The sequence below is a fragment of the Mixta gaviniae genome (assembly GCF_002953195.1).
In the GTDB taxonomy this organism is placed as follows: Bacteria; Pseudomonadota; Gammaproteobacteria; order Enterobacterales; family Enterobacteriaceae; genus Mixta; species Mixta gaviniae.
The window spans coordinates 1,555,194-1,581,328 of sequence record NZ_CP026377.1 but is presented as its reverse complement, the minus strand read 5'-3'; the positions used below and the strand labels follow the sequence as shown (position 1 = coordinate 1,581,328).

Annotated in this window: 22 protein-coding genes and 1 pseudogene; 13 read left to right on the top strand and 10 right to left on the bottom strand. The window is 59.7% G+C overall.

Features of this window, described 5'->3' with window-relative positions; translation table 11 throughout:
• Positions 1–9: 9 nt before the first annotated feature.
• The gene (locus C2E15_RS07330; RefSeq protein ID WP_104959110.1) at positions 10–963 is read right to left on the bottom strand and encodes an isoaspartyl peptidase/L-asparaginase family protein; all 954 of its coding nucleotides are present in this window, start codon (positions 961–963) and stop codon (positions 10–12) included.
• Positions 964–1,215: 252 nt separating this feature from the next.
• Between C2E15_RS07330 and moeA the strand changes: the two genes are divergently transcribed.
• From moeA to C2E15_RS07310, 4 genes are all read left to right on the top strand, one after another.
• Positions 1,216–2,448 carry a molybdopterin molybdotransferase MoeA gene (gene moeA / locus C2E15_RS07325; RefSeq protein ID WP_104956785.1) on the top strand — a complete coding sequence of 411 codons (1,233 nt, stop codon included), beginning with the start codon at positions 1,216–1,218 and terminating at the stop codon, positions 2,446–2,448.
• Between the two features lies 1 nt (position 2,449).
• Entirely contained in the window at positions 2,450–3,208 is a 759-nt protein-coding gene (gene moeB / locus C2E15_RS07320; RefSeq protein WP_104956784.1) for a molybdopterin-synthase adenylyltransferase MoeB, read from the top strand.
• 107 nt (positions 3,209–3,315) lie between these two features.
• On the top strand, positions 3,316–4,113 hold the full coding sequence (locus C2E15_RS07315) for a PDC sensor domain-containing protein (protein WP_167391840.1): 798 nt from the start codon (positions 3,316–3,318) through the stop codon (positions 4,111–4,113).
• Positions 4,074–4,874, top strand: a complete 801-nt coding sequence (locus tag C2E15_RS07310) for a diguanylate cyclase domain-containing protein (RefSeq protein WP_104956782.1) — start codon at positions 4,074–4,076, stop codon at positions 4,872–4,874. The genes C2E15_RS07315 and C2E15_RS07310 overlap by 40 nt, the downstream gene beginning before the upstream one ends.
• 60 nt (positions 4,875–4,934) lie before the next feature.
• Here the strand turns inward: C2E15_RS07310 and C2E15_RS07305 are convergent, their stop codons facing one another.
• The 7 genes and pseudogenes from C2E15_RS07305 to mntR form a co-directional block, all read right to left on the bottom strand.
• Entirely contained in the window at positions 4,935–6,527 is a 1,593-nt protein-coding gene (locus tag C2E15_RS07305; protein WP_104956781.1) for an ABC-F family ATPase, read from the bottom strand.
• A gap of 98 nt (positions 6,528–6,625) precedes the next feature.
• Entirely contained in the window at positions 6,626–8,122 is a 1,497-nt protein-coding gene (locus C2E15_RS07300; RefSeq protein WP_104956780.1) for a sugar porter family MFS transporter, read from the bottom strand.
• Between the two features lie 594 nt (positions 8,123–8,716).
• The gene (locus tag C2E15_RS07295) at positions 8,717–10,258 is read right to left on the bottom strand and encodes an efflux transporter outer membrane subunit (RefSeq protein WP_104956779.1); all 1,542 of its coding nucleotides are present in this window, start codon (positions 10,256–10,258) and stop codon (positions 8,717–8,719) included.
• A 1-nt stretch (position 10,259) separates the two neighbouring features.
• Positions 10,260–11,827: pseudogene (locus C2E15_RS07290) on the bottom strand (DHA2 family efflux MFS transporter permease subunit).
• Positions 11,824–12,960 (bottom strand): HlyD family secretion protein, encoded by a 1,137-nt coding sequence (locus C2E15_RS07285; protein ID WP_104956778.1) that lies wholly within the window; start codon positions 12,958–12,960, stop codon positions 11,824–11,826. Before C2E15_RS07285 ends, C2E15_RS07290 begins: the two are co-directional and overlap by 4 nt.
• A 141-nt stretch (positions 12,961–13,101) precedes the next feature.
• Complete coding sequence (locus C2E15_RS07280; protein ID WP_104959109.1) at positions 13,102–14,208, bottom strand: SLC13 family permease; 1,107 nt, start codon at positions 14,206–14,208, stop codon at positions 13,102–13,104.
• 28 nt (positions 14,209–14,236) lie between these two features.
• Entirely contained in the window at positions 14,237–14,695 is a 459-nt protein-coding gene (mntR, locus tag C2E15_RS07275; protein ID WP_104956777.1) for a manganese-binding transcriptional regulator MntR, read from the bottom strand.
• A gap of 270 nt (positions 14,696–14,965) precedes the next feature.
• Here mntR and C2E15_RS07270 point away from each other — a divergent pair, with 270 nt between their 5' ends.
• Entirely contained in the window at positions 14,966–15,181 is a 216-nt protein-coding gene (locus tag C2E15_RS07270; protein WP_104956776.1) for a hypothetical protein, read from the top strand.
• Positions 15,182–15,276: 95 nt separating this feature from the next.
• Here C2E15_RS07270 and ompX read toward each other — a convergent pair whose 3' ends face one another.
• A complete protein-coding gene (gene ompX / locus C2E15_RS07265; RefSeq protein WP_104956775.1) occupies positions 15,277–15,789 on the bottom strand; it encodes an outer membrane protein OmpX in 513 nt (170 codons plus the stop codon).
• 392 nt (positions 15,790–16,181) lie between these two features.
• Between ompX and rhtA the strand changes: the two genes are divergently transcribed.
• The 6 genes from rhtA (at position 16,182) to ybiO (ending at position 23,153) form a co-directional block, all read left to right on the top strand.
• The gene (gene rhtA, locus C2E15_RS07260) at positions 16,182–17,093 is read left to right on the top strand and encodes a threonine/homoserine exporter RhtA (protein WP_104956774.1); all 912 of its coding nucleotides are present in this window, start codon (positions 16,182–16,184) and stop codon (positions 17,091–17,093) included.
• A 377-nt stretch (positions 17,094–17,470) separates the two neighbouring features.
• Entirely contained in the window at positions 17,471–17,974 is a 504-nt protein-coding gene (gene dps, locus C2E15_RS07255) for a DNA starvation/stationary phase protection protein Dps (RefSeq protein ID WP_104956773.1), read from the top strand.
• A 346-nt stretch (positions 17,975–18,320) separates the two neighbouring features.
• Positions 18,321–19,067, top strand: coding sequence for a glutamine ABC transporter substrate-binding protein GlnH (gene glnH, locus C2E15_RS07250; RefSeq protein WP_104956772.1), 747 nt, complete (start codon positions 18,321–18,323; stop codon positions 19,065–19,067).
• Between the two features lie 95 nt (positions 19,068–19,162).
• The gene (glnP, locus tag C2E15_RS07245) at positions 19,163–19,822 is read left to right on the top strand and encodes a glutamine ABC transporter permease GlnP (protein ID WP_104956771.1); all 660 of its coding nucleotides are present in this window, start codon (positions 19,163–19,165) and stop codon (positions 19,820–19,822) included.
• On the top strand, positions 19,819–20,541 hold the full coding sequence (gene glnQ / locus C2E15_RS07240; protein WP_104956770.1) for a glutamine ABC transporter ATP-binding protein GlnQ: 723 nt from the start codon (positions 19,819–19,821) through the stop codon (positions 20,539–20,541). Before glnP ends, glnQ begins: the two co-directional genes overlap by 4 nt.
• Before the next feature lie 338 nt (positions 20,542–20,879).
• On the top strand, positions 20,880–23,153 hold the full coding sequence (gene ybiO / locus C2E15_RS07235; RefSeq protein WP_104956769.1) for a mechanosensitive channel protein: 2,274 nt from the start codon (positions 20,880–20,882) through the stop codon (positions 23,151–23,153).
• 95 nt (positions 23,154–23,248) lie between these two features.
• Here the strand turns inward: ybiO and rlmF are convergent, their stop codons facing one another.
• Positions 23,249–24,184, bottom strand: coding sequence for a 23S rRNA (adenine(1618)-N(6))-methyltransferase RlmF (gene rlmF, locus C2E15_RS07230; protein WP_104956768.1), 936 nt, complete (start codon positions 24,182–24,184; stop codon positions 23,249–23,251).
• A 124-nt stretch (positions 24,185–24,308) separates the two neighbouring features.
• Here rlmF and C2E15_RS07225 point away from each other — a divergent pair, with 124 nt between their 5' ends.
• Entirely contained in the window at positions 24,309–24,941 is a 633-nt protein-coding gene (locus C2E15_RS07225; protein ID WP_104956767.1) for a flavin reductase family protein, read from the top strand.
• A 97-nt stretch (positions 24,942–25,038) separates the two neighbouring features.
• A complete protein-coding gene (locus C2E15_RS07220; protein WP_104956766.1) occupies positions 25,039–26,124 on the top strand; it encodes an aldo/keto reductase in 1,086 nt (361 codons plus the stop codon).
• Positions 26,125–26,135: the final 11 nt, after the last annotated feature.

The following is a 26,135-nucleotide window of genomic DNA, read 5'->3' as shown; positions in this document are numbered from 1 at the left end:
AACGGCTCCTTAGCGCGACCGGTAGATATCCACTACCGGGCTTTCGCCCGCATAGCCGTAACCGCGATACATGCCTTCGGTATTGAACGGCATGGCGATATTGCCGGCGGCGTCGATGGCGATCAGGCCGCCGCTGCCTTCCAGCGCGGGAATTTTATCGTGGATCACATGGGCGCACGCCTGGCGCAGGCTGTAGCCGCCATACTCCATCAGCGCGGCGACGTCATAGGCAGCCAGCGCGCGGATAAAGACTTCGCCGGTACCGGTGCAGGAGACCGCCACCCGCCCATTGCTGAAGCAGCCGGCGCCCGGCAGCGGCGAGTCGCCTATCCGCCCCACCCGTTTATTGGTCATGCCGCCGGTCGAAGTGGCGGCGGCCAGATTGCCTTCGCCGTCACAGGCCACGGCGCCGACGGTACCCAGCTTGCGGTCGGCATCGAGCGGCGCCGCTTCCGCCGCGCCATCGTGATCCAGCAGCGTTTGCTGCGTCGCCAGCGCGCGCTGCAGCTGCTGCCAGCGCGCATCGGTAGAAAAGAAATCGGGCGCCACCTGCTCCAGCCCCTGCTCAAGAGCGAACTGCTCCGCCCCTGCGCCGCTCAGCAAAACGTGCGGGCTGTTTTCCAGCACCGCGCGCGCCGCCAGCACCGGATTGCGGATGCGTGCCACGCCCGCCACCGCGCCCGCGTTCTGCGTGCGGCCATCCATTATGCAGGCGTCGAGTTCATGGCTGCCGCTGTGGGTAAAAACGCTGCCTTTGCCGGCGTTGAACAGCGGGCACTCCTCCAGCAGGCGCACCGCTTCCGTCACCGCATCCAGCGCGCTGCCGCCCGCCGCAAGGATCGTCTGGCCGCTGGCGACAATCGCGCTTAACGCCTCTCTATAGCGCTGTTCCTGTTCGGCGCTCAGCGCCGCGCGCGCAATCGCTCCCGCGCCGCCGTGAATGGCAATGGCTGCTCTGCCCATCATGCGTTTACCCTGTGTTCTGAATCCGCCGGAAACGGCTGAGATGATGTGATGTTATGATTTTTCGGCAAATTTTGACTATAGGTAGCCAGCAAGGCGATGTAAAGCGGAAAGCCCGGCCTGCTTTAATAACAAAGCGTTATAACTCATAACCAAACTTAACACTCGCTGCGGTGTGCGCGCGGACGGGATGATCGTCGGCGTGTTTCGCGCCATAATAACCCCCATCAGTCGTTTCTGGCCGGAGGCCAAATGGAAAGTTTTACCGCGGGACTCATCTCCCTTGAAGACGCCCGGCAAAAAATGCTGGCACAGCTGACGCCGCTGACCGACAGCGAGCGTCTCTCAATCTATCGCGCCGCGGGCCGCATCACCGCCGCGCCGGTGGTTTCGCCGCTCAACGTGCCGCCGTTCGATAACTCGGCGATGGATGGCTATGCGGTGCGCCTGGCCGATCTCGGTGGCGATGCGCTACCGGTAGCGGGCAAAGCCTTCGCCGGCGCCCCCTTTAGCGGCGACTGGCCTGCGGGCAGCTGTATCCGCATTATGACCGGCGCGCCGGTGCCGGCGGGTGCGGAGGCGGTAGTGATGCAGGAAGAGAGCGTCCCCGAGGGCGATCGCGTGCGCTTTACCGCCGCAGTGAAGGCGGGACAGAACATCCGCCGCGCCGGTGAAGATATCCGCCAGGGCGACAGCGTGCTGACGGCAGGCGTACGTTTGGGCGCGGCGGAGCTGCCGCTGATCGCCTCGCTCGGTATTGGCGAAGTGGACGTGCTGCGCCGGCTGCGCGTGGCGATCTTCTCGACCGGCGATGAGCTACAGCCGGTCGGCGAGCCGCTGGCGGCGGGCCAGATCTATGATACCAACCGCTTCGCCGTGCGCCTGATGCTTGACGCGCTCGGCTGCGAGGTGATCGATTTAGGGATTATCCGCGACGATCCTGACGCGCTGCGCGCCGCCTTTCTGCGTGCCGACCGCGAGGCGGATCTGGTGATCAGCAGCGGCGGCGTCTCGGTCGGCGAGGCGGACTATACCAAAGCGATGCTGGACGAGCTGGGCGAAATCACCTTTTGGAAGCTGGCGATCAAACCGGGCAAGCCGTTCGCCTTCGGTCGCCTGAGCCAGAGCTGGTTTTGCGGTCTGCCGGGCAACCCGGTCTCCGCCGCCGTCACCTTCTATCAGCTGGTACAGCCGCTGCTGGCGAAGCTGAGCGGATTACAGGCCGCCGCGCTGCCGCCGCGTCAGCGCGCGCGCGCCGTCAGCCGTCTGAAAAAGTCGCCGGGGCGCCTCGACTTCCAGCGCGGGCTGTTCAGCCGCGGCGAAGATGGCGAACTGCAGGTCGCCAGCACCGGGCATCAGGGCTCGCATGTGTTCAGCTCCTTTAGCCAGGCCAACTGCTTTATCGTGCTGGAGCGCGATCGCGGCAGCGTCGAGCCGGGCGAATGGGTGGAGATCGAACCGTTTAACGCCCTGTTGGGAGGCTGAGATGCTGCCGGAGCTGAGCGACGAGGAGACCCTGCGCTATAACCGCCAGATTGTGCTGCGCGGTTTCGATTTCGAGGGCCAGGAGCGGCTAAAAGCGGCCAGCGCGCTGGTGGTGGGCCTTGGCGGCCTGGGCTGCGCTGCCAGCCCCTACCTGGTCTCGGCCGGCATCGGTACGCTGACCCTGCTCGATTTCGATGTGGTGTCACGCTCCAACCTGCAGCGTCAGGTGCTGCACAGCGACGCTGAGGTCGGCGCGCCGAAAGTTGAATCGGCGCGCCGCAGGCTGGCGCAAATCAACCCGCTGGTGCAGCTGCGCGCGCTTAACGCGCGGCTGGAGGATGAAGCACTCTCGCAGCTGATCGCGCAGCATCAGGTGGTGCTGGACTGCAGCGATAATGTGGCGACGCGCGAACAGCTGAACCGGCTCTGCCATCGGCTGCGCGTTCCGCTGGTCTCCGGCGCGGCGATCCGCATGGAGGGGCAGATCAGCGTCTTCAGCTGGCAGGATGAGAGCCAGCCCTGCTACCGCTGCCTTAGCCGGCTGTTCGGCGGCGAAGCGCTAAGCTGTGTGGAAGCGGGCGTGATGGCGCCGCTGGTCGGCGTGATCGGCTCGCTGCAGGCGATGGAAGCGATCCGCCTGCTGACGCGCTACGGCGCCCCGGTCGACGCCAAGCTGCTTATGTATGACGCGATGACGCTGCAGTTCCGTGAAATGAAGGTGGCGAAAGATCCCGCCTGCGAGGTGTGTGGTCAGCCGTAGCGGTAAAACCGTGCCGCCCTCTCTGCTGCGCTTGTTATCCGGCAGCTTTTCCTTTCCCTGGTTATATTTGAAACATGGATAATGGAAAAACGAAACAAGCGCATGCGATGAATCAAGAGAGCGACGGCGCGTCAAAGCCCGTGCTGCGCCAGATGATGCTGGTGTTTCTGTTCGTTATCAGCGGCACGGTCATCGCCATTGACAGCTGGACGCTGTGGAACAGCTGGCAGCGCACGCTGCACCTGACGGAGGAGAACGCGCGCAACCTGTCAGTTTCCCTTTCCCGCCAGGCGGAAGACACCTTTCTGCAGATTGATCTGACGCTGCGCGATATTCGCGATCGCATCAATGAAAACGGCGTCGAAACGCAGAAAGCCTATCTGCATCAGCTGCTGCATACCCGCAAGGCGGCGCTGTCGCCGCTCGACAATATCCTGATTTTCAATGAAGAGGGTAATCCTCAGGTTTCGTCCGATTATCCGGTGCCGCGCCGCGCCAATAACGCTGACCGGGAATATTTTCGCTTTCATCGCGACGCGATAAAGAGCGAACTGCATATCGGCGCGGTGATCCGCAGCCGTATCACCGGCCGGCTGGTGATCCCGGTCTCCACCCGCCTGAGCTATCCCGACGGCCGCTTTCGCGGCGTGGTGATGGCCGGCATCCGCCTCGACTATTTCCGCCAGGTGTACGATTACTATAACCTCGGCGACCGCGATCTGATGGCGCTGATGAAGCGGGACGGCCATCTGCTCTATATCCGTCCCTACAGCGATGCGCTGATCAATCAGAATATTTCGCTCAGCCCGCTGTTTACCGAACTGCTGAAAAACACCCCAGCGGCGCGGCTATCTATCGCGCGGCGGTGGACGGGCGGGCACGTATTTTCGGTTACGCCAGCCTGAAGAGCTATCCGCTGGTGGTGACGGCAGGCTACGATCGCCAACAGGTGCGCCAGGACTGGATTGCCGACTCCATCGGCTTTGTGCTGCTGAACCTGGTGCTGCTGGCGCTGCTGTTTCTGCTGGGCTTTATCATTCTGCACCATATCCGGCTAAACCTGCGCAATCAGCAGGAGCTGACGCGCGTACGCGATCAGCTCACCAGCATGAACCGCACCCTGCAGGGTCTGGCGATGCTGGATGGCCTGACCGGGCTGGCTAACCGCCGCCAGCTGGACTGGTTTCTGCCGCGCGCGATGGAGCGTGCGCTAAAGCTGCGCTCGCCGCTGACGGTGATGCTGCTCGATATCGATGCGTTCAAAGCCTATAACGATAATTACGGCCATCTGGCGGGCGATGAATGCCTGCGCCAGGTCGGCGCCTGCCTGAAGCAGCAGCTGCAGTACAGCGAAGCCTTTGTCGCCCGCTACGGCGGCGAGGAATTTATTATCGTGGTCGGCGATAAAACGCAGCCGGAAGCGCATCTGCTGGCGCTGCAGGCGGTGCGCGCGGTGGCGGCGCTGGAGCTGCCCCATGAGAAAAGCAGCGTAGCGGAAAAAGTGGTAACGATTAGCGTCGGCATGCACTGGCAGCCGCGCGTGCTGCCCGATGTCACGCCCGCCGCGCTGATCGCGCAGGCGGATGCGGCGCTCTATCAGGCCAAACATCGCGGGAAAAATCAGGTGTGGATCAGCAATATGCCATCGCTGGCGGAGGAACAATAAGGCCGCCCGAAAAGGCGGCCTCTGGAGGGTAGGCTAACCGGCGCGGATCGCGCCGGGCGCTTATTGCACGCCGCGGCTGCGCAGGTAATCTTCGTAGCTGCCGCTGAAATCGATAACGCGTTCCGGCGTGATTTCCATTACGCGCGTCGCCAGCGAGCTGACGAATTCGCGATCGTGAGACACGAAGATCAGCGTGCCCTGGTAAGCTTCCAGCGCCATATTCAGCGATTCGATCGATTCCATATCCAGGTGGTTGGTCGGCTCATCCATAATCAGAATGTTGGGACGCTGCATCATCAGCTTGCCGAACAGCATGCGCCCTTTCTCACCGCCCGACAGCACCTTCGCCGGCTTTTTGATCTCATCCTGGCTGAACAGCAGACGGCCAAGAATGCTGCGCACCGCCTGCTCATCATCCCCTTCCTGCTTCCACTGGCTCATCCAGTCGAAGACGCTGAGATCGTTATCGAACTCTTCCGCATGATCCTGGGCGTAATAGCCGATGCGGGTATTTTCCGACCACTTCACGCTGCCGCTCTCCGGCATTAGCTCGCCCACCAGGGTTTTCAGCAGCGTGGTTTTACCGACGCCGTTGGTTCCCAGCACTGCCAGCTTCTCGCCCACTTCCAGCAACATATTCAGATCGCGGAACAGCGGGCCGTTATCGAAGCCTTTGGTCAGCGCTTCCACTTCCAGCGCGTTGCGGAACAGTTTCTTATCCTGCTCGAAGCGGATAAACGGGTTCTGACGGCTGGAGGCTTTGACTTCATCCAGCTTGATTTTATCAATCTGTTTGGCGCGCGAAGTCGCCTGACGAGACTTAGAGGCGTTGGCGCTGAAGCGGCTGACGAACGACTGCAGCTCAGCGATCTGCGCCTTTTTCTTGGCGTTGTCAGACAGCAGACGCTCACGCGCCTGGGTGGCGGCAGTCATATATTCGTCGTAGTTGCCCGGATAGATGCGCAGCTCGCCGTAGTCGAGGTCGGCCATATGGGTGCAGACCATATTCAGGAAATGACGGTCGTGCGAGATGATGATCATGGTGCTGTCGCGCTCGTTCAGCACCTGCTCCAGCCAGCGGATGGTATCGATATCCAGGTTGTTGGTCGGTTCATCAAGCAGCAGAATATCGGGGTTAGAGAACAGCGCCTGCGCCAGCAGCACACGCAGCTTCCAGCCCGGTGCCACTTCGCTCATCGGGCCGTAGTGCTGCTCCATCGGAATGCCTACGCCCATCAGCAGTTCGCCGGCGCGCGCTTCCGCAGTATAGCCATCCATTTCGCCATACAGCACTTCCAGATCGGCGACTTTATAGCCATCCTCTTCGCTCATTTCGGGCAGCGCGTAAATGCGGTCGCGCTCCTGCTTCACCTGCCACAGCTCGTCATGTCCCATAATGACGGTATCCAGCACGCTGAATTTTTCGAACGCGAACTGGTCCTGGCGCAGCTTACCGATACGTTCGTTCGGATCGCAGGAGACGTTGCCGGCGGTGGGCGTCAGATCGCCGCCGAGGATTTTCATAAAGGTCGATTTACCGCTGCCGTTGGCGCCGATCAGGCCGTAGCGGTTGCCGCCGCCGAACTTGACGGAGATATTTTCAAACAGCGGTTTGCTGCCAAACTGCATGGTAACGTTGCTGGAAACTAGCACAGGGATTGCCTTACTTATGCGGGGGAAATAAACGTAATTTGGCGGGCATTGTGCCATAAAAAAGGGCTGGCGAATACCGCCAGCCCGGTGCGGAAAAATTAACCGCCGTGCTGCCCCGCTTTCTGCTTGAGCGCAGCCGGATGCGGCGGGGTTTCGCGATCGGGCGACAGCCAGTCGCGCAGATAATGTTCAATCTGCTCCAGGCTGCGGTTACGCGTTTCCGGAATACAGTTGAGGACAAAAATCGCGCCGCCGATGCCGATCGCGCCGAAGATAAAAAAGGCGCCCGCCAGCCCGACCGTCGCCAGCATCACCGGGAACATCAGCGAAATAACGAAGTTGGCGATCCACATGGCGAACACCGCGCCGCCCATAAAGATGCCGCGCAGGCGCGTCGGGAAGATTTCCGACAGCAGCAGCCAGGTTACCGGCGACAGCGCGCCCTGCTGGAAGCAGAGAAACATCAGCATCCCCAGCAGCACCATATAGCTGCGCAGCATATCGGGCTGGCCGTTAAGGGTTTCCGGCATTAGCCAGCTGACCAGGCCGATAAAGAACAGGCAGGCGGTGCAGCCAAACTGCCCGAGCATGGTCATGGTGCGACGGCCGATTTTGCCCAGCAGCCAGATGCCGAAGAAGGTCATCAACACCGAAATGGCGCCGTTGGCGATGGTGGCGAACAGCGCAGCGCTGTTGCTCATACCGACGTTGGTCAGCACCGTCGGCGCATAGTACATAATGGTGTTGACGCCGGTCAGCTGCTGGATCACCGCCACGCCGATGCCGATCAGAAACAGGCGGAACAGCCAGGGTTTTTTCAGCTCGCGCAGGCGCGGCTTGCCCAGGTTCTCCTGCTCTTGCAGCGTCTCTTCGATCTCGGTCAGCTCCCACTCCACATCCTCTTTGGCGCGGGTGCGCTCCAGCACGCGGCGCGCCTCCGCCAGGCGGCCCTTCATCGCATACCAGCGCGGCGTATCGGGCATAAACATCATGCCGAACCAGAGCAGCACTGCCGGCACGGTGGCGATCGCCAGCATCCAGCGCCAGGTCTCCGCTCCGCCCCACGCCGCGTTAAACGAGGCGTTGGAGATATAAGCAAGCATTTGCCCGGAGACGATCATCAGCTCCTGCAGCGTCACCAGCTGGCCGCGCTTGTTGGCCGGCGCGATTTCAGCGATATAGACCGGCACCGTTGCCGCCGCGCCGCCGACCGCCACGCCCAGCACCACGCGGAAGAAAACCATCCAGTGAACGTCAGGCGCCAGCGCGGTACCCGCCGCGCCGATGGCGAAGATCACCGCCAGCACCATGATGATTTTCTTCCGCCCGGCCGCCGAGGCGAAATGGCCCGCCAGCAGCGCACCGAACGCGGCGCCGAACAGCAGCGAACTGGTGACCAGACCGGTGGTGAACGGCGTCAAATGCAGCTCATCGCCCATAAACAGCAGCGCGCCGGAAATAACGCCGGTGTCGTAACCGAACAGCAATCCGCCCAGGGTGGCGATCACTGCGATAACCTTGACGAACGGCTCGGTGCGCGTGCTGCTATTGGGTCCGGAAGCGCTGCTCAGCGTAAGATATTGTTCTTTTGGCATGATAACTCCAGCAACCTGGTTAAAGAGGAAACCCGCCTGCGCCCGAAAAAAGCAGCGCAAACCTTTCACAGCACAACATAGATTATTTTTTTCACTTTCATTAATAGTGAAATATCAATTTTGTGGCAACAGTCATGATCTTTGGTTTAAAGGCTGACAGTGGTCACACTATTCCGCCTGCAGGGTTGTTAAACGGTAAAAAAAACGTTTATCCCTCTGACGTCAGAGCGCGACCGGATGAAATAAAAAGGAAACGTTTGTTTTAAATAACCCTAAAAAAGAAATGGAATGTTTGACGCATCTGTAAGGTGCATGTGGCGCGCGGCGCCTATGTGAAAAGCGGACAGCAGCGTGGCAAGCGAGAATGGGCGATAAGGTCAAACAGTGGGCGATAAGGTCAAACAACGGGCGATAAGGTCAAACAGCGGGCGATAAGGTCAAACAACGGGCGATAAGGCCAAACAGCGGGCGATAAGGTCAAACAGCGGTGAGCGCGTGAAACCACGCGGCCCGACAGGAGAAAGAACGTAGCAGGCAGCGCCGAAGCGCTGGCCGCCGGGCCAGGCCCGGCGGGGGAATAAGCATGCGCGCAGGTTAGCTGGCGGGCGTCGCCGGGCCAAACACCGAATAGTCAGGCAGCTGCACATTCTGGTAATGCTCCCAGCCGCCGCCAAGCGCCTTATAGAGCGCGACCAGGTCAAGGCTGCTCTGCACCCGCGCCTGCTCCGCCTGCTGCTTCGCCTGTGACAGCTGGCGCTGCGCATCCAGCACATCAAGGAAGGTCGACAGCCCTTTCCTGTAGCTGTCGCTGGCCAGATCGAAACTGCTCTGCAGCGCGCTGACCGTTTCATCCAGCTGCGTCACCCGCTCCTGATCGGTGCGGTAGCTGACCAGCGCGTTCTCCACATCCTGCAACGCCGTCAGCACCGTCTGGCGATAGTTTAGCGCCGAACTGGCCTGCTGCGCGCGCGACAGCTTCACGCTGGAAACCAGCCTGCCGCCCTGAAAAATCGGGATCGACAATGCCGGACCGTAGCTGTAGAAGTGGCTGCTCCAGTTATCGAGATAGGAGGCGTCGGTATTGCGCACGCCCAGCTGGCCGGTCAGCGACAGGCTGGGGAACAGCTGCGCCACCGAGACGCCGATATTGGCGGTAGCGGCGTGCAGGTTCGCTTCCGCCTGGCGAATATCGGGACGACGGCGCGCCAGGGTGGAGGGAATGCCCACCGGGACTGCCGCCGGCAGCGCGGGCAGCGGCCTGTCGCGCATCAGCTCGGCGTCCAGCGCTCCCGGCGGCTTGCCGATCAGGACCGCGAGGCCGTTCATCGCCTGGCGCGCCTGCGCCTGATACTGCGGCAGCTGCGCGCGCAGCGAGCTAAGCTGAGCGCGGGCGTTCTCTACATCCAGCTGCGGTGCCAGCCCGTTGCGTTGCTGGCTCTGCGTCAGCTCCAGCGTCTGCTGGGCCACGTCGATCTGCGTCTGCAGGGTACGCGTTACCGACTGCGCGCCGCGCAGCTGTAAATAGGCGCGCGCCACCTCCGCCTCCAGCGAGACCAGCGCATCGTTGCGGCTCTCGATCGATTCCTGCTGCTGGGCATCCGCCGCTTCCACCTGACGGCGCACCCTGCCCCAGAGATCCAGCTCCCACGAGGCGTCAAAGCTGCCCTGATAAAGGCTGATCGGCTGCGTCAGGCTGTCGAGCGACGAACGCAGCTCCGGCGCGTTTTGATCAACCTGGTCCAGGGCGCCATTCGCTTCCAGCATCCCTCTTGCGCCCAGCTGCTGACGCCGTGCCGAGGCATTGCCGTTCACCGCAGGAAACAGCCCGCCGCGCGCCTGTGCCAGCTGCTCGCGCGCGCCGGCGATGCGCAATACTGCCTGCTGCAGCGACAGGTTGCCGGCGATGGCACGATCGATCAGGCTGTTAAGCTGCGGGTCGTTAAAACTTTGCCACCAGCTGGCGCTGGGCGCGCCGGGCTGCGGGCGCGACGCCGCCTGTGAAGGGAGATCGCGCCAGCTGCCGGGCGTGTGCGCCTGCGGCGGCTGGTAGTCGGGACCGACCGCGCAGCCCGCCAGCAGCAGCGAAAGCGCCAGCAGGCCGGGACGGGAACGGATGAACTGCCTGGTAACATTCATGTCAGTGCGCTCCTGCGCTGCCTTCGCTTTTAACCGGCGAAAGCAGGAAACATAGGGGTATCAAAATAAAGGCGACGATGCCCAGCCCGATAAACACATCCACGTAGGCGAGAATGCGCGCCTGAACGATCATCTGCTGATAGAGCTGGCCGGCGGCCAGCGTCAGCGGATCGCCCGCCGCCGAAGTGAAATCGCGGATCGCCTGCGCCCAGCGCTCAACGGTAATATTGAACTGCTCATTCAGCGGCGTCATGTTATGTACCAGATGTGCGCTGCGCACCTGTTCGCGTTCGGTGATCGCGGCGGTGGAGAGCGAAATGCCGATCGAGCCCGCCACGTTGCGGAACATGGTAAACAGCGCCGAGGCGTCGGCGTTCAGCCGCTGCGGAATGGTGGCGAACGCGATGGTGGTCAGCGGGACGAACAGGAAACCGAGGCCGATGGACTGCGCGCTGCGCATCATCACCAGCGTGGCGAAATCGACCTGCGGCGTCAGCGTCGCGGAGTAGAGCATCGACAGGGTCAGGCAGGTGAAGCCGAAAGCGATGATCCAGCGCGTTTGCACCAGCGGCATTAACTTCAGCACCAGCGGAATGGTCAGCACGATCAGCACCGCCCCGGCGACAGCACCAGCCCTGACCAGGTGGCGGTATAGCCCAAATCCTGCTGCGCCAGCTGCGGCAGAACCACCGAGCTGCCGTAAAGGATCATCGCCATGCCCGCCATCAGCAGCCCGGAAACCCAGAAGTTGCGATCGCGCATAACGCCGATCTCTACCACCGGACGGCGAGCGTAGAGCAGCCAGTAGACCGCCCCAATCAGGCCGATAAAGGTCATCACGCCAAAAAACTGGATGAAGTGCGAGGCGAACCAGTCCTCATCTTCGCCACGATCGAGCATCACCTGCAGGCAGCCGAGACCGAGGGTGATTAAGCTAATGCCGATATAGTCGATGTTGATTTTGCTTTTCGCCCAGCGTCGCTCCCACGGCGGATCTTCCAGCAGCTGATAAATCGCCAGCGTCGCGAGAACGCCCACCGGCACGTTAATAAAGAAAACCCAGCGCCAGCTGTAGTTATCGGTGATCCAGCCGCCGAGCGTTGGCCCTACCACTGGCGCAACGATAATCGCAATCGACGAAAGGCCGAACGCCTTGCCGCGATCTTCCGGCTTAAAGTAATCCAGCAGCACTGACTGCTGCACCGGCTGCAGGCCGCCGCCGAAAAAGCCCTGCAGAATACGAAACAGAATAATCTGCCACAGCTCGGTAGCGATGCCGCACAGGAAGGAGCAGACGGTAAACATCACAATGCAGATCAGGAAGTACTGCTTGCGGCCGAACAGGCGGGTGAAAAAGGCGGAGATCGGCAGCACGATGCCGTTGGCCACCAGATAGGAGGTCAGCACCCAGGTGGATTCGTCATAGCTGGAAGAGAGCGTGCCGGCGATATGCGGCAGCGCCACGTTGACGATGGTGGTATCCAGGATCTCCATGAATACCGCCAGCGTCACCGTTACCGCCACCAGCCAGGGATTGCTGGCCGGCTGCCAGCTTTGGCTCTGGCTCATTCCACCGTAACCTTAGGCACCACGGAGAGTCCCAGCGGCAGCGGTTTGTTCGGATCCAGCCCTTTATCGATGACGATTTTCACCGGCACGCGCTGGACGATTTTCACGAAGTTGCCGGTGGCGTTTTCCGCCGGGAAAGTAGAGAAGCGCGAGCCGGAACCCATCTGAATGCTATCGACATGGCCTTCAAGTTCCATATCAGGCCAGGCATCCACGCTAATTGTGACCCTGTCACCGGGATTCATACGTTCCAGCTGCGACTCTTTAAAGTTGGCGGTAACCCAGATATCGGGCGACACCAGCGAGAAGAGCGAGCTGCCCGCCTGCACCAGGGTGCCGGTCTGCACGTTACGTTTGGTGACGAAGCCGTCGTAAGGGGCGCGCACCTCCGTATAAGAGAGATTCAGTTCAGCGGTATTGAGCTGCGCTTTCGCCTGCTCGACCTGCTGCCGGCGAGCCTCAACGTTGGTCTCCTGCTGGCGGATCTGCAGCGACACCTGCGATGCCACTTCCACCTGCGCCTTTGCGCTCTGCAGCTGCGCCTGAGCGGACCGCAGCTGCGCGCTGGCGGTGTCGATATTGCGCTGGGAAGTGGCGCGCGGATCCACGCCGCGCAGGCGGCGATAGTCCGACTGGGCGTTCAGCAGGTTGGCTTCCGCCTGCGCCTGCTGCGCCAGCGCCTGATCGCGCTGCGCCGGATACTGTACGCGCGACAGCGCCAGCTGCGCTTCCGCCTGATGTAGCTGCGCCTCAGCCAGCGCCAGCTGCGCTTTAGCCTGATCGCGCTGCGCGGCAGTGTCGCGCGGATCAATGGTCAGCAGCAGATCGCCTTTTTTCACCCGCTGGTTATCGTTTACCAGCAGCTTCACCACGTAGCCGGAGGTTTTCGCCGCAATGGTGACCGCGTTGCCTTCGGTAAAGGCGTCGTCGGTGGTCTCCTCATTGCGCGTGGTAAACCAGAAGAAAAACGCCACAATCAGCATCACGACGACCACAATGCCAAGAATGATCAGCGGTTTTTTTCCGGGCCGCTTACGCGGCTTGTCATCATCCTGCTGCTCCTGATTTTGCTGCGCATCGGTGTCCTGCTGCGCTTTTTCATCATCTGAAGGCGTCTTGTTTGCTTGCGTCATCGGTTTTCTCTTCCTGGGGAAACAGCCAATCCTGAAATAACAATCAAGATTAACCATAGAAAAAAAAACAACAAATACCAGGGTTTACTGACAATTAATGACGTTCCGCCGCGCCGATCGCATGTGAAGCTAAAAGCGAATTTAGCGCAGCAGCAGCCAAAGCAGCCAGCCGGAAAGGGCCGCCCACGCCAGCATCGGCACCGAGAAGAGGTGGAACTGCCACCAGATACGCCTGTCCTGCGCCATGCGCAGCGCGATCAGGTTGGCGAGCGAACCGGGCAGCAGGCCGAAGCCGCCGATATTGACCGCCCAGGCCAGCAGCGCGTTGGCGGGCAGGAACTGCAGCAACAGGATGGTTGCCGGCACGTTGCTGATCGCCTGCGACAGCCCCAGCGCCAGCAGGAAATGCACGCCCTCGCCCGCCTGCGCCAGCGACTGCATCCCCTGCTGCAGCGCGGGCAGCCGTGTCAGCAGGTGTACGTCGACGAACATCGCCATAAAGACCACCAGCAGGCTCCAGTCGATCTGCAGCAATACCCGGCGCGCCAGCAGCAGGTAGGCGCCGGCGATCGCCAGCAGCGCCCATGCCGCCAGCTTCAGCTCCAGCGCCGCGATAAACATCAGGTAAAGCGCGACGCTAAGCCACAGCAGTGAACGCTGCCAGCTGACCGGCTGCTGCGCCTGCTGTTGAATCGCGCGCGGCCGAAAGGAAAACGCGGTCAGCAGCATCAGGCTCAGCATAATAAAGGCGGTGGGCGGCAGCATCTGCCACATAAAAGCGCCGAAGCTGACGCCGCCCTTCCCCCACAGCAGAATGTTTTGCGGGTTGCCGATCGGCGTCAGCATCGAGCCGGCATTCACCGCCAGCGCCTCGAAAATGATCAGTCGCGTCACCGGCAGCGTGGTCGCCTGGCGCAGCGTCAGGGTAAGGGGCACCAGAATAAACAGCGCCACGTCGTTGGTCAGAAAGGTGGAGAGCAGCGCGGCGCCGGCCACCATAAACAGCGCCAGCGCGCGTTCATGGCGAAAGCGACGGATCAGCTTACGCCCCAGCACGTCGAAATAGCCGCTGGCCTCAATGCCGCGCGTCAGCATCAGCAGGCCGCACAGCGTTACGATGGTATGCCAGTCGATGGCGGCGGGCAGATCGCGCCAGTGAAAAGGCGCGAAGCAGGCCAGTAGCAGCCCCAACAGCAGCAGCAAATGCAGAAGACGATCGTGCAGGAACGGCTTAATTAAGGTTGCCATCATGGCCCACGTTCAATGAGAAAGGTTATTAACGACTTTCGTAGAATTGACGGAAAACGCTGAGGGTTTCATCGCTGACGTGATGCTCGATGCCTTCCGCGTCGCGTCGCGCGGTATCGGGGCTGATGCCCAGCGCCAGCAAAAAAGTCTCCACCACATGATGGCGCGCGCGGCTCTCTTCCGCCAGCGTCTCGCCTTCCGGCGTCAGAAACACGCCGCGATAAGGCACCTGCTCCACCAGCCCGGCGCTGCCGAGCCGCTTCAGCATTTTCGCCACCGTCGGCTGCGAAACGCCGAGACGCGCGGCCATATCAACCTGGCGCGCCTCGCCGAACTCGCGAATCAGATCGGAGATCAGCTCAACATAGTCATCAATTAATTCACGGCGATGCGCTTCGCGAACCTGTCGGAACCCCTCGACATGCTCTTCTATCTCTTTTAACGGCCCGTTGACCCTGGCGGGGGCGGGCTTTGCGCGACGACTCATTCAGCTTCCTCTTATTCTTCAACCGGTCATTATCAGAGCGTGCCGGCGTATGGGTGGCTCATTGTAAACCATCAGCAACGAAGCACAAATTTTCGCTAATTAGCATTCGCTAAAGGATATAGCCAGTGCTATATTTGTTGATAAAGTAGTCAGCCCACATTGCAGCAAAGGAGTCTGAAATGAACGAACCTTACCTGCTGTTGTTGATGTTTCTGCTCTTTGTCGCAGGGCTGTGCATGTTAATCGCCAGACGATGAACCGGAGGTCTCCATGAACACAATGAAACGCTGCCTTGACTGTGGCAAATGTGTTCCGCGCATGCGCCAGGCGGATGCCGGCTGGAAGGGAATGCTCTGTCTGCTGACGCGCTCGCCTTTTCGCCTGCGCCTGGCCCTGCTGGAAATGCTGACCGGCGGCTGCGCGGAAACCGGGCGCTGTCCGCGCCTGATCTGGCGCGGCCCGGCCGACGCCAGCCCGCGCTGCTGATACGGGCATTATCTGAAAACGCGCAGGTTGCGAATCGCGCCCATAAAAAAACGGCCCCCTGAAGGGCCGTTTTTGTTATCCTGCCTGCGGCAAGATTAGAAGCTGTAGCCGACGCCTGCGATCCAGGTGCCAACGTCAACGCTGCGGATACGGCTCTGCTCGTAACCTACGTCGATAGCGAAGTTTTCATACGGGTTGAACTGCAGACCAGCGCCGTAAGAGAAACCAACATCGCTGGAGTCAGTTTTGTTACGTACAGCCTGCTCGTTCTGCTGGAATTTACCGTAGCCGATACCTACTACGCCGTAGATGCTCGCCCAGTCGTTGAAACGGTAAGCCGGACCACCGGTGATGCTGTAGTACTGGCCTTTGTTGTAAAAGCCATCTTCGCTACGATCTTTCTCGGTGTAGGTGAAAGAACCGATCCAACCCAGCGGGTTAGAACCGTCTTCGTAACGATATTTCAGGTTGAAGCCGTTAGCTTTGTTCGCAACGCCCTGCATATCGCTCTGAGCGTAACCGCCAGTAACGGTGCTTTGCGCCATTGCGGAACCGGCAGTAACTGCCAGTACACAAGCCAGTGCTGAAAGACATGCAATTTTTTTCATAACCACCTCAAATGTGATAGTACTTCTCTCCTGACAACGCTGAAAATATAACAAAACTCAGCGGGAAACTCTGCCTCGAAATCATTGTCTAACAGAGAGTTTGGTGTAACAGAAAGTTAATGAATTAACGCAGGTCATTCTTTTTTCTTATGAATTTCCCGTTTCACCGCCCCGCTTGCAGACGATCAAAAAAAGGTTCATTAAGATAGTTCTTAAATAAATCTGACACTTCTTTACGTAAAAACGGCCTCACTGGCGAAAAAAACGCCACCCTCACCAGAAAAAATTTTTACCCAAACGGCAAAATTTTCTTACGCCGCTGACCTTTTATGCCCTCAACGGTACACTGTCGATTCATTCTCTTTCGATGGATCCTTAAGGCAGGTTACAGGATGTCTTTCCGCTCTTTTCAGACCACGCTCACATCATCACAAACGCTGTTGCCGGTTATCGTCTTACTGGTGGCGATGACTTCCATTCAGGGCGGCGCGGCGCTGGCGAAGTCGTTGTTCCCCAGCGCTGGCGCTACCGGCATCACCGCGCTGCGTCTTGGCATCGGCACGTTGATTCTGAGCCTGATTTTCAAACCCTGGCGGCTACGCTTTACTGCGCAACAGCGTAAAGCGCTGATTTTCTACGGGCTGGCGTTAGGAGCGATGAACTACCTGTTCTATCTTTCTATTCGTACCGTACCGCTGGGCGTGGCGGTGGCGCTGGAGTTCACCGGCCCGCTGTCGCTGGCGCTGTTCGGCTCGCGGCGCGCCAGCGATTTTATCTGGGTGCTGCTGGCGGTGCTGGGGCTATGGTGGCTGCTGCCGCTGGGCCACAGCCTCAGCCATGTCGATCCGCTGGGCGCGGCGCTGGCGGTCGGCGCGGGCGCCTGCTGGGCGATCTATATCCTGGCGGGGCAGCGCGCCGGTGCCGATCACGGACCGGCGACGGTAGCGATGGGCTCGATTATCGCTGCGGTTATTTTCGTGCCGCTGGGCGTCGCGTTTGCCGCTGAGGGCATCTGGCAGCTCTCGCTACTGCCGATTGCGCTGGCGGTCGCCATTCTTTCCACCGCGCTGCCCTATTCGCTGGAGATGGTGGCGCTGACACGCTTGCCGGCGCGCACCTTCGGCACCCTGATGAGTCTGGAGCCCGCGATGGCCGCCCTCTCTGGCATGCTGTTTTTAGGCGAGTCGCTGAACCTGATGCAGTGGCTGGGGCTGCTGGCGATTGTGCTGGCCTCGGCGGGATCCACTCTAACCAGCCGGCCGCGCGGCGCTTCGGTGGCGCCTTCGGGTGAACCGGCCGAATAATTTTCTGCGATTATTCTTATTCAGTCTGACTCAACAGACTGAATAAGCATTCGTTTATTCCCGCTTATTTTGACTAAGCGTGCAGCTGGCGGCGCAGTGATATTTTGTTAAACTTTATAAGATTAATTATCAATTACATTACACAGAAACACCCATCCTGTTAAATCCAATAATTTCATACAGTTAGATAATTACACCGCCGCCCTTCTTATTTACCGCCCGCGGCTTGCGCGCGGCGGCAATAAAAAAATCCCTTTGCAGGCAATTCGATAAACGCTATTCGTTCGATAGGCAGCAACTTCCCTGCAGGCTGAAAATCCGGTGCTATACTTAATCCCGTGCTTAATTAGGACATACGACATTAGAGGATATTAATGATGAGTACCGCAAAACTGGTTAAAACGAAATCTTCCGATCTGATCTACACCCGTAACGACGTGGCAGAGAGTGAGAAAAAAGCCACCATCGAGGTACTTAATCGTCTGGTTGTCGAATTTATCGACCTGTCGCTGATCACTAAACAGGCGCACTGGAACATGCGTGGCGCTAACTTTATCGGTGTACATGAAATGCTGGACGGCTTCCGTACCGCGATTACCGATCACCAGGACACGATGGCAGAGCGTGTTGTACAGCTGGGCGGCGTTGCGCTGGGTACCGCGCAGGTAGTGGCTGATAAAACGCCGCTGCAGAGCTATCCGCTGAACATTCACAGCGTGCAGGATCACCTGAAAGCGCTGGCGGACCGCTACGGCCTGGTAGCGAACGACGTGCGTAAAGCGGTGAGCGAAGTGAACGACGAAGACACAGCGGATATCTTCACCGCCGCTTCGCGTGACCTGGATAAATTCCTGTGGTTTATCGAATCCAATATCGAATAACCGACCTTGAACGTGGGTTAAGCGTTAAAAGCGGATGGCATACGCCATCCGTTTTTTTTTGCTTTTTTGTTATCACTTTATGATTTATTTAACACTTTCCTTACTTTTTCGTTCCCCTTTCCACGATTTTCAGGCTCAATCTTTTACGCGCCCTTGCACCAGCATGTTGCAATGCACCAATTTAGATCACCAATTTGGTGCAACAGCAGAATAATCTGAAACAACGGGCCGTTTCCGCCGGTTAACCGCTTGTTTCCACTGCTAAAGAAAAATTGGCATAGATTTTTCATATGACCCCGGGCAATAGCGGCGCATCGCGCGTCGCATCGGTAATAAGGATAAAATGATGAAGTCTGTTTTTAAGCTTTCCCTTGCCGCTTTAGCGCTGACCTTCGCCGTCTCCTCCACGGCGGCGGAGAAGCCGCTGGTGGTGGCCACCGATACAGCGTTCGTTCCGTTTGAATTCAAACAGGGCGACAAATATGTCGGCTTCGATATCGATTTATGGGACGCCATCGCAAAACAGCTGAACCTCTCCTACAGCCTGAAGCCGATGGACTTCAGCGGCATCATTCCGGCGCTGCAGACCCGCAACGTCGATCTGGCGCTGGCGGGCATCACCATTACCGAAGAACGTAAAAAAGCGATCGACTTCTCCGACGGCTACTATAAAAGCGGCCTGCTGGTGATGGTGAAAGCGAACAATAATGACGTGAAGAGCATCAACGATCTGAACGGTAAAGTGGTGGCGGTGAAGAGCGGTACCGGCTCGGTCGACTATGCGAAAGCGCATATCAAAACCAAAGACCTGCGTCAGTTCCCGAATATCGACAACGCCTATATGGAGCTGGCTACCAATCGCGCGGATGGCGTGCTGCACGATACGCCGAATATCCTCTACTTCATTCATACCGCCGGCCGCGGTCAGTTTAAAGCGGTAGGCGAATCGATTGAGGCGCAACAGTATGGCATTGCGCTGCCGAAAGGCAGCGACGACCTGCGCGAGAAGATCAACGGCGCACTGAAAACCCTGCGCGACAACGGTACCTACAACACCATCTATAAAAAATGGTTCGGCAGCGAACCTAAATAACCCCAGGCCTGAAGGCGCTTAACACGTCAGGGATGCCGCGGCATCCCTGCGTTTACCTATTGCAACAATGACGGATATTTTCCGGAGAAAACACCATGGAATTTGACTGGAGCGTCATCTGGCCAGCCCTTCCCCTCCTGCTGGAAGGGGCCAAAATGACCCTGATTATTTCAGTCCTCGGTCTGGTAGGCGGGCTGGTTATCGGCGTTATCGCCGGCTTCGCCCGCGCCTACGGCGGCTGGCTGACCAACAATCTCGCGCTGGTTTTTATTGAGCTGATCCGCGGCACGCCGATCGTGGTACAGGTGATGTTTATCTACTTCGCCCTGCCGATGGCCTTTCCCGATCTGCGCATCGATCCCTTTACCGCTGCGGTAGTGACCATTGTGATCAACTCCGGCGCTTATATCGCGGAGATCACCCGTGGCGCCGTGCTGTCGATCAATAAAGGCTTCCGCGAAGCGGGTCTGGCGCTCGGCCTGTCGCGTCGGGAAACGCTGCGTTACGTTATTATGCCGTTGGCGCTGCGCCGCATGCTGCCGCCGCTGGGCAACCAGTGGATCGTCAGCATTAAAGATACTTCTCTGTTTATCGTCATCGGCGTGGCCGAACTGACGCGTCAGGGTCAGGAAATTATCGCCGGTAACTTTCGCGCGCTGGAGATCTGGAGCGCGGTCGCGGTTATCTATCTGGTCATTACGCTGGTGTTAAGCTTCGTGCTGCGTCGCCTTGAAAAAAGGATGAAAATCCTGTGATTGAATTTAAAAACGTCTCCAAGCACTTTGGCCAAACCCAGGTGCTGCACAATATCGATCTGAAGATTAACCAGGGCGAAGTGGTCGTGATTATCGGGCCGTCCGGCTCCGGCAAATCGACTCTGCTGCGCTGCATCAACAAGCTGGAAGAGATCACCAGTGGCGATCTGATCGTCGACGGGCTGAAGGTCAATGACCCGAAAGTTGATGAGCGTTTGATTCGTCAGGAAGCGGGCATGGTTTTCCAGCAGTTTCATCTGTTCCCGCAGATGACCGCGCTGGACAATGTGGCGTTCGGTCCGATCCGCGTACGCGGCGCAAAAAAAGAGGCGGCCCACCAGCTGGCGAAAGCGTTGCTGGGCAAGGTTGGCCTCGCCGAGCGCGCCCATCACTATCCGTCCGAGCTGTCGGGCGGCCAGCAGCAGCGCGTGGCCATTGCGCGCGCGCTGGCGGTGAAGCCGAAGATGATGCTGTTTGATGAGCCGACCTCTGCGCTCGATCCGGAGCTGCGCCACGAAGTGCTGAAGGTGATGCAGGACCTGGCGGAAGAAGGGATGACGATGGTTATCGTGACCCATGAAGTCGGCTTCGCCCGGCAGGTGGCGTCGCGCCTGATCTTTATCGATAAAGGCCGTATCGCTGAAGATGGCGATCCCGATACCCTGATCAGCAACCCGCCCAGCGAGCGTCTGCGCGAGTTCCTCCAGCACGTCTCCTGACGCGTAGCAGGCGGGGTGTGCCCCGCCTGCTCTATGCGCACAGCCTGTGTGCATCGCTCCCTTTCCGCTTCACCCCTTTTCGTTTCACCCCTTTTCGCTTCTCTCTGCGCCTCTCTTCCCGCTTTGCCCTTCCCGCCCAGTCCCCTCGCTTTGCCGCTTTACTTTAGAATTCAGACCATTCGCGCAAAAACCAGCGTCTATACTCTAAACCACTCAGGCGGCAGCGCCGCGCATTCCTGTAAGCACTCGCCGGTCAATAACCGGCAAGCGACGCGCGTATGTGGCCTGAAATATAACCAGTCGATGCGTTGCGGATACTGTTGCCGTTGGAGAGAAAGATGTCAGGAATGAACGCCGCGTGGTTACGCCTGCGCCAGGGAATGATCTGTTTACTGTTTTTGCTGCTGATGCCCGCAGCCCATGCGGTTTCGATGCCCGCTGCCGCCGTCGCCAGTCAACAAGCGCAGCCGGCCGCCGACGCGGCTCCGCATGACCCCACGGTAGAGGAGAAAAAGGCGGCTTACAGCGCGCTCGCCACCATCCTGGAGAATGAGCGGTCGCGGCAGGAGCTGATCGAACAGCTGCGCAACGCCGCCGCCAGCTCCCCGGATAGCGCCGCGCCGACGCTGACGCCGCCCGGCGTTGAGGAGGAGGAGGATAAAACCGTGCTGCAGAGCGTCACCGACGTGACGCGTGAATATGGCGGCCAGTTCGCCGGCAGCTTTATCCGCCTGTATCACAATATTGTTTCCGCGCCGCATAAATCCTTTAATCAAAAAACCTTTTTCAACGCGGTTAACCACTTTCTGATGCTGGCGATAGCGCTGTTCGCCTTCTACCGGGCAATCCGCATGATGGTGTCGCCGCTCTATCGGCGTATGGGGCACTGGGGGCGCCAAAAAAGTAACCAGCCCGGCAGCTGGCTGCATCTGCCGCTAACCCTGGTCGGGGCTTTCGCCATCGATCTGCTGCTACTGGCGCTGGCGCTGTTTGTCGGCCAGATCCTCAGCAATAACCTGAACGCCGGCAGCCGCACTATCGCCTATCAGCAAGGGCTGTTTCTGAACGCCTTTGCGCTGATTGAGTTCTTTAAGGCGGTGCTGCGGCTGATCTTCTGTCCGCGCTACCCTGAACTGCGCCCCTTCCCCATCAGTGACGTGCGGGCGCGCTACTGGCACACCCGACTGAGCTGGCTGAGCGGGGTAATTGGCTACGGCCTGCTGGTGGTGGTGCCCATCGTTTCGAACCAGGTCAACGTGCAGGTCGGCGCGCTGATCAACGTGGTGATTATGGGGCTGATGACCGCCTGGGCGCTGTGGCTGATTTTCCATAACCGGCACAGCATCCAGCGTGAGCTGATTGCGCTTTCAGAGCGCTCGCTCTCCTTCTTTTCACTGTTTATCCGCGCCTTCGCCTTTATCTGGCACTGGATCGCCAGCGCCTACTTTATCGTGCTGTTTTTCTTCTCTATCTTTAACCCCGGCGGCAGCCTAAAATTTATGATGTCGGCGACGGTGCGCAGCCTGGTGATTATCGGCCTCGGCGCGCTGGTCTCCGGCATGCTGACGCGCTGGATCAGCAAAACCATTACGCTGTCGCCGGAGCTGCGCCGCACCTATCCGGAACTGCAGAAAAGGGTCAACGGCTGGATCTCGTTTATGCTGAAAGCGGCGCGCATTCTGACGGTCTTCGCCGTGCTGCTGCTGCTACTGAACGCCTGGAACCTGTTTGATCTCTGGTACTGGCTAACCGCCGGTGCCGGCGAGCGGCTGGTAGACGTGCTGATCCGCGTCTTTATGATCCTGCTCTTCTCGGCGGTGGGCTGGACGCTGCTGGCGAGCCTGATTGAAAGCCGGCTCGCCTCTGATATTCATGGCCGCCCGATGCCAAGCGCCCGTACGCGCACGCTGCTGACGCTGTTCCGCAACGCGCTGGCGGTGGTGATCAGCACCATCACCATTATGATTGTGCTGTCGGAGATCGGCGTGAATATCGCGCCGCTGCTGGCAGGCGCCGGCGCGCTTGGCCTGGCGGTCTCCTTCGGTTCGCAAACGCTGGTGAAGGACATTATCACCGGCATCTTTATCCAGTTTGAAAATGGGATGAACACCGGCGATCTGGTCACAATCGGCCCGCTGACCGGCACCGTAGAGCGCATGTCGATCCGCTCGGTCGGGGTGCGGCAGGATACCGGGGCCTATCACATTATTCCCTGGTCATCGATTACCACCTTCGCCAACTTTGTACGCGGCATCGGCTCGTTTGTCGCTAACTACGATGTCGACCGCAGCGAAAACAGCGACGCGGCAAACGCGGCGCTGCGTTCTGCGGTGGAAGAGCTGATGACGCGCGACGATATCCGCGCGCTGGTGATCGGCGAGCCGAACTTCGCCGGGTTGGTGGGGCTGACCGAGCGCGCCTTTACCGTGCGCGTGTCGATCACTACCCAGCCGCTGAAGCAGTGGACGGTACGTTTTGCGCTGGATGAGATGGTGAAAAAACATTTCGACGCGGCCGGTATCAGGGCGCCGCGTCAGACGGTGCAGGTGATTCAGGAAGGCGAGGAGAATGCCGGCGCGGCGGCGATAAAAAGCCTGCCGGCACCGGAGTAAGCCTCAGGGGGCGGCGGCGATAAAAAGCCTGCCGGCACTAGAGTAAGCCTCGGGGGGCGGCGGCGATAACGAGCCAGCCGGCGCCCGCGCAAGCCTCAGGAACGCGGTTTCATCAGCCGCGTGCGCGCGGCCTCGTCCTGAAAGGTCCAGGCGATAAAGCGGCTCTGCTTCTGTCCCTGCGCCATATCGATAATTCGTACCTCGTGCGCACCGGCGTCGGTCAATGCCTGGCGCAGCGTCGGCAGATGTTCGCGGCGCGAAACCAGCGAAGTGAACCAGACCACCTGACGCGCAAAGTCGACGCTTTCGGCGATCATCTGGCCGATAAAGGCTTTCTCGCCCCCTTCGCACCACAGCTCCGCCTGCTGGCCGCCGAAGTTCAGCGGCGCATCTTTCGCCAGCCCCAGGTTGCGTGCTTTACGCGCGCTGCCTTCCGCTGCCTGCTCGCTGGAGGCGTGGAACGGCGGATTGCACATGGTCGCCTGATAGCACTCGTTTTTATGGATGATGCCATGGAAAATCTTATTGCTCTGCGGCTGACGACGCAGACGAACGCCGCGGCGCAGCGTCGGGTTGGCATCAAGGATCGCACCCGCCGCCTTCATCGCCTGCGCGTTCACCTCGGAGCCGGTGAAGCGCCAGCCATACTCGCGATAGCCGATCAGCGGATAGATGCAGTTGGCGCCGCAGCCGATATCCAGCACGTTGATATCGCGCGGCGGCTGGCCGCCGTTGTCCGCCGCCAGCAGGTCGGCCAGATAGTGCAGATAGTCTGCCCGTCCCGGCACCGGCGGGCAGAGGAAGCCTTCCGGGATATCCCAGTGGTCAACCTGGTAGAAATGTTTCAGCAGCGCCTGATTCAGCGCCTTCACCGCCTGCGGATCGGCGAAGTCGACCGACTGGTCGCCGCGCGGCGTAATAACGATAAAGGGCTGCAGCGGCGGATGCGCGGCAATCAATGCGGGCAAGTCATAGCGTTCGCGATGACGGTTACGGGGATGCAGTTGGTTCTTGGTGGCGGGCTGTTTCATCAGGCTCTCTCTCTGGTAACGGCGCGTAAGATACCCGCTGCGGAAAAAAGCGTAAACAATTGCCGCGCTTTTTTTCGCGCTGAACAGGCTAAGATGAGGAGATTCATTCCCAGTAAGGATAACTATGTCTCGTCAACGCTACTCTTACCAACCGCGCGCCGGCCACGGCCTGCCGCACGATCCGCTGAACGCCATTATCGCGCCGCGCCCTATCGGCTGGATCAGCTCGCAGAGCGCGGCCGGCGCGCGCAATCTGGCGCCCTACAGCTTCTTCAACTGCTTTAACTACCATCCGCCGATTATCGGCTTTTCCAGCCAGGGTAAAAAAGACAGCGTGCGCAATATCCTGGAAACCGGCGAATTTGTCTGGAATCTGGTGACGCGTCCGCTGGCGGAGGCGGCCAATGAAAGCTCCGCCTCTGTGGCGCACGAAGTGGATGAGTTCGCCCTCACCGGCCTGACGCCGCTGGCAGGCAGCCAGGTTAAGGCGCCGATGGTGGCGGAAAGTCCGGTCAATTTTGAGTGCCGTCTGACGCAGCATCTGCAGCTGCAGAACGCCGACGGCGAGCCGCTGGACGGCTGGCTGATCCTGGGCGAAGTGGTGGCGGTGCATATCGACCCTGCGCTGCTGGAGGAAGGGATTTACCAGACCAGCAAAGCACAGCCGGTACTGCGCGCCGGCGGCCCCAGCGCCTGGTACGGCATCAGTGAGGATCAGCGCTTCGATCTGGTGCGTCCCGACGCCCGCAAAAAGTAGCCTATCAGCCGGGCGCCGCCCCGCTTTTGCGTGATCGCCGTCACTTAACTACGCTAAAACGTTAACAGCTTAACGTAACGATGATGCGGAGGAAGTGATGCAATATCGACAGCTTGGTCAGTCAGGCCTTTATCTTTCAGCCCTGACAATGGGTACCCTCACCCTGGGCGGCAGCAACGGCTTCGAAAAGGTCGGCAATGTGGATGCGCGTACGGCGCGCCGCTTTCTGGAGATTGCACTGGAGGCGGGCGTTAACTGCGTCGATACTGCCGACCTTTACTCCAAAGGCGAAGCGGAAAGCGTGCTGGGCGAAGCGCTGGGCGATCTGCGGCAGAACGTGATATTGATGACCAAAGCGCGCAGCCCGATGAGCGACGATCCCAACGACAGCGGCGCCACCCGCCATCACCTCATCAAATCGTGTGAAAACAGCCTGCGTCGCCTGAAAACCGACCATATCGATATCCTGCAGATCCATAACTGGGACGGCGTCACGCCGGTGGAAGAGACGCTCTATGCGCTGGAGTCGCTGGTGCAAAGCGGCAAAATTCGCTACTGGGGCACCTCTAATTATAGCGGCTGGCAGATGATGAAAACGCTGGGCAAGGCGGAGCATCTGGGGCTGAGCAAGCCGACCAGTCAGCAGATCTACTACACGCCGGAATCGCGCGAGGCGGAGTTCGAACTGCTGCCGCTGGCGCTTGATCAGAATGTCGGCACGCTGATCTGGGGACCGATGGGCGAAGGGTTGCTGACCGGCACGGTGCGCCGCGGCGAGAAAACCCGCGCCGATTCCCGTCAGGGCAACGGCTGGCCCGAACCTTACGTTCACGATATGGACCACGCCTACGACGTGATTGAGACGCTGGCGCAGGTTGGCGAAGAGCTGGGCGTTTCGCCGGCGCGCGTCTGTCTCGCCTGGCTGCTGACCCGTCCGGGCATTACCTCGCTGATTGTCGGCGCGCGCCATGAAGCGCATCTGCGCGATAACCTCGCGGCGGCCGATCTGCAGCTCAGCGACGAGCAGCGTACGCGCATTGAAAAAGCGACCCGCCCGGCGCCGCGCTACCCCTACTGGCACCGCTATACCGCCGGCATGGATCGTCTCGATCCCGCTGAAGAGGTCTTCCTGCGCGAATATTTCGATACGCTGGAAAACCGCCGCGATTTATCCATCAAATAGGCCGCGCGCCC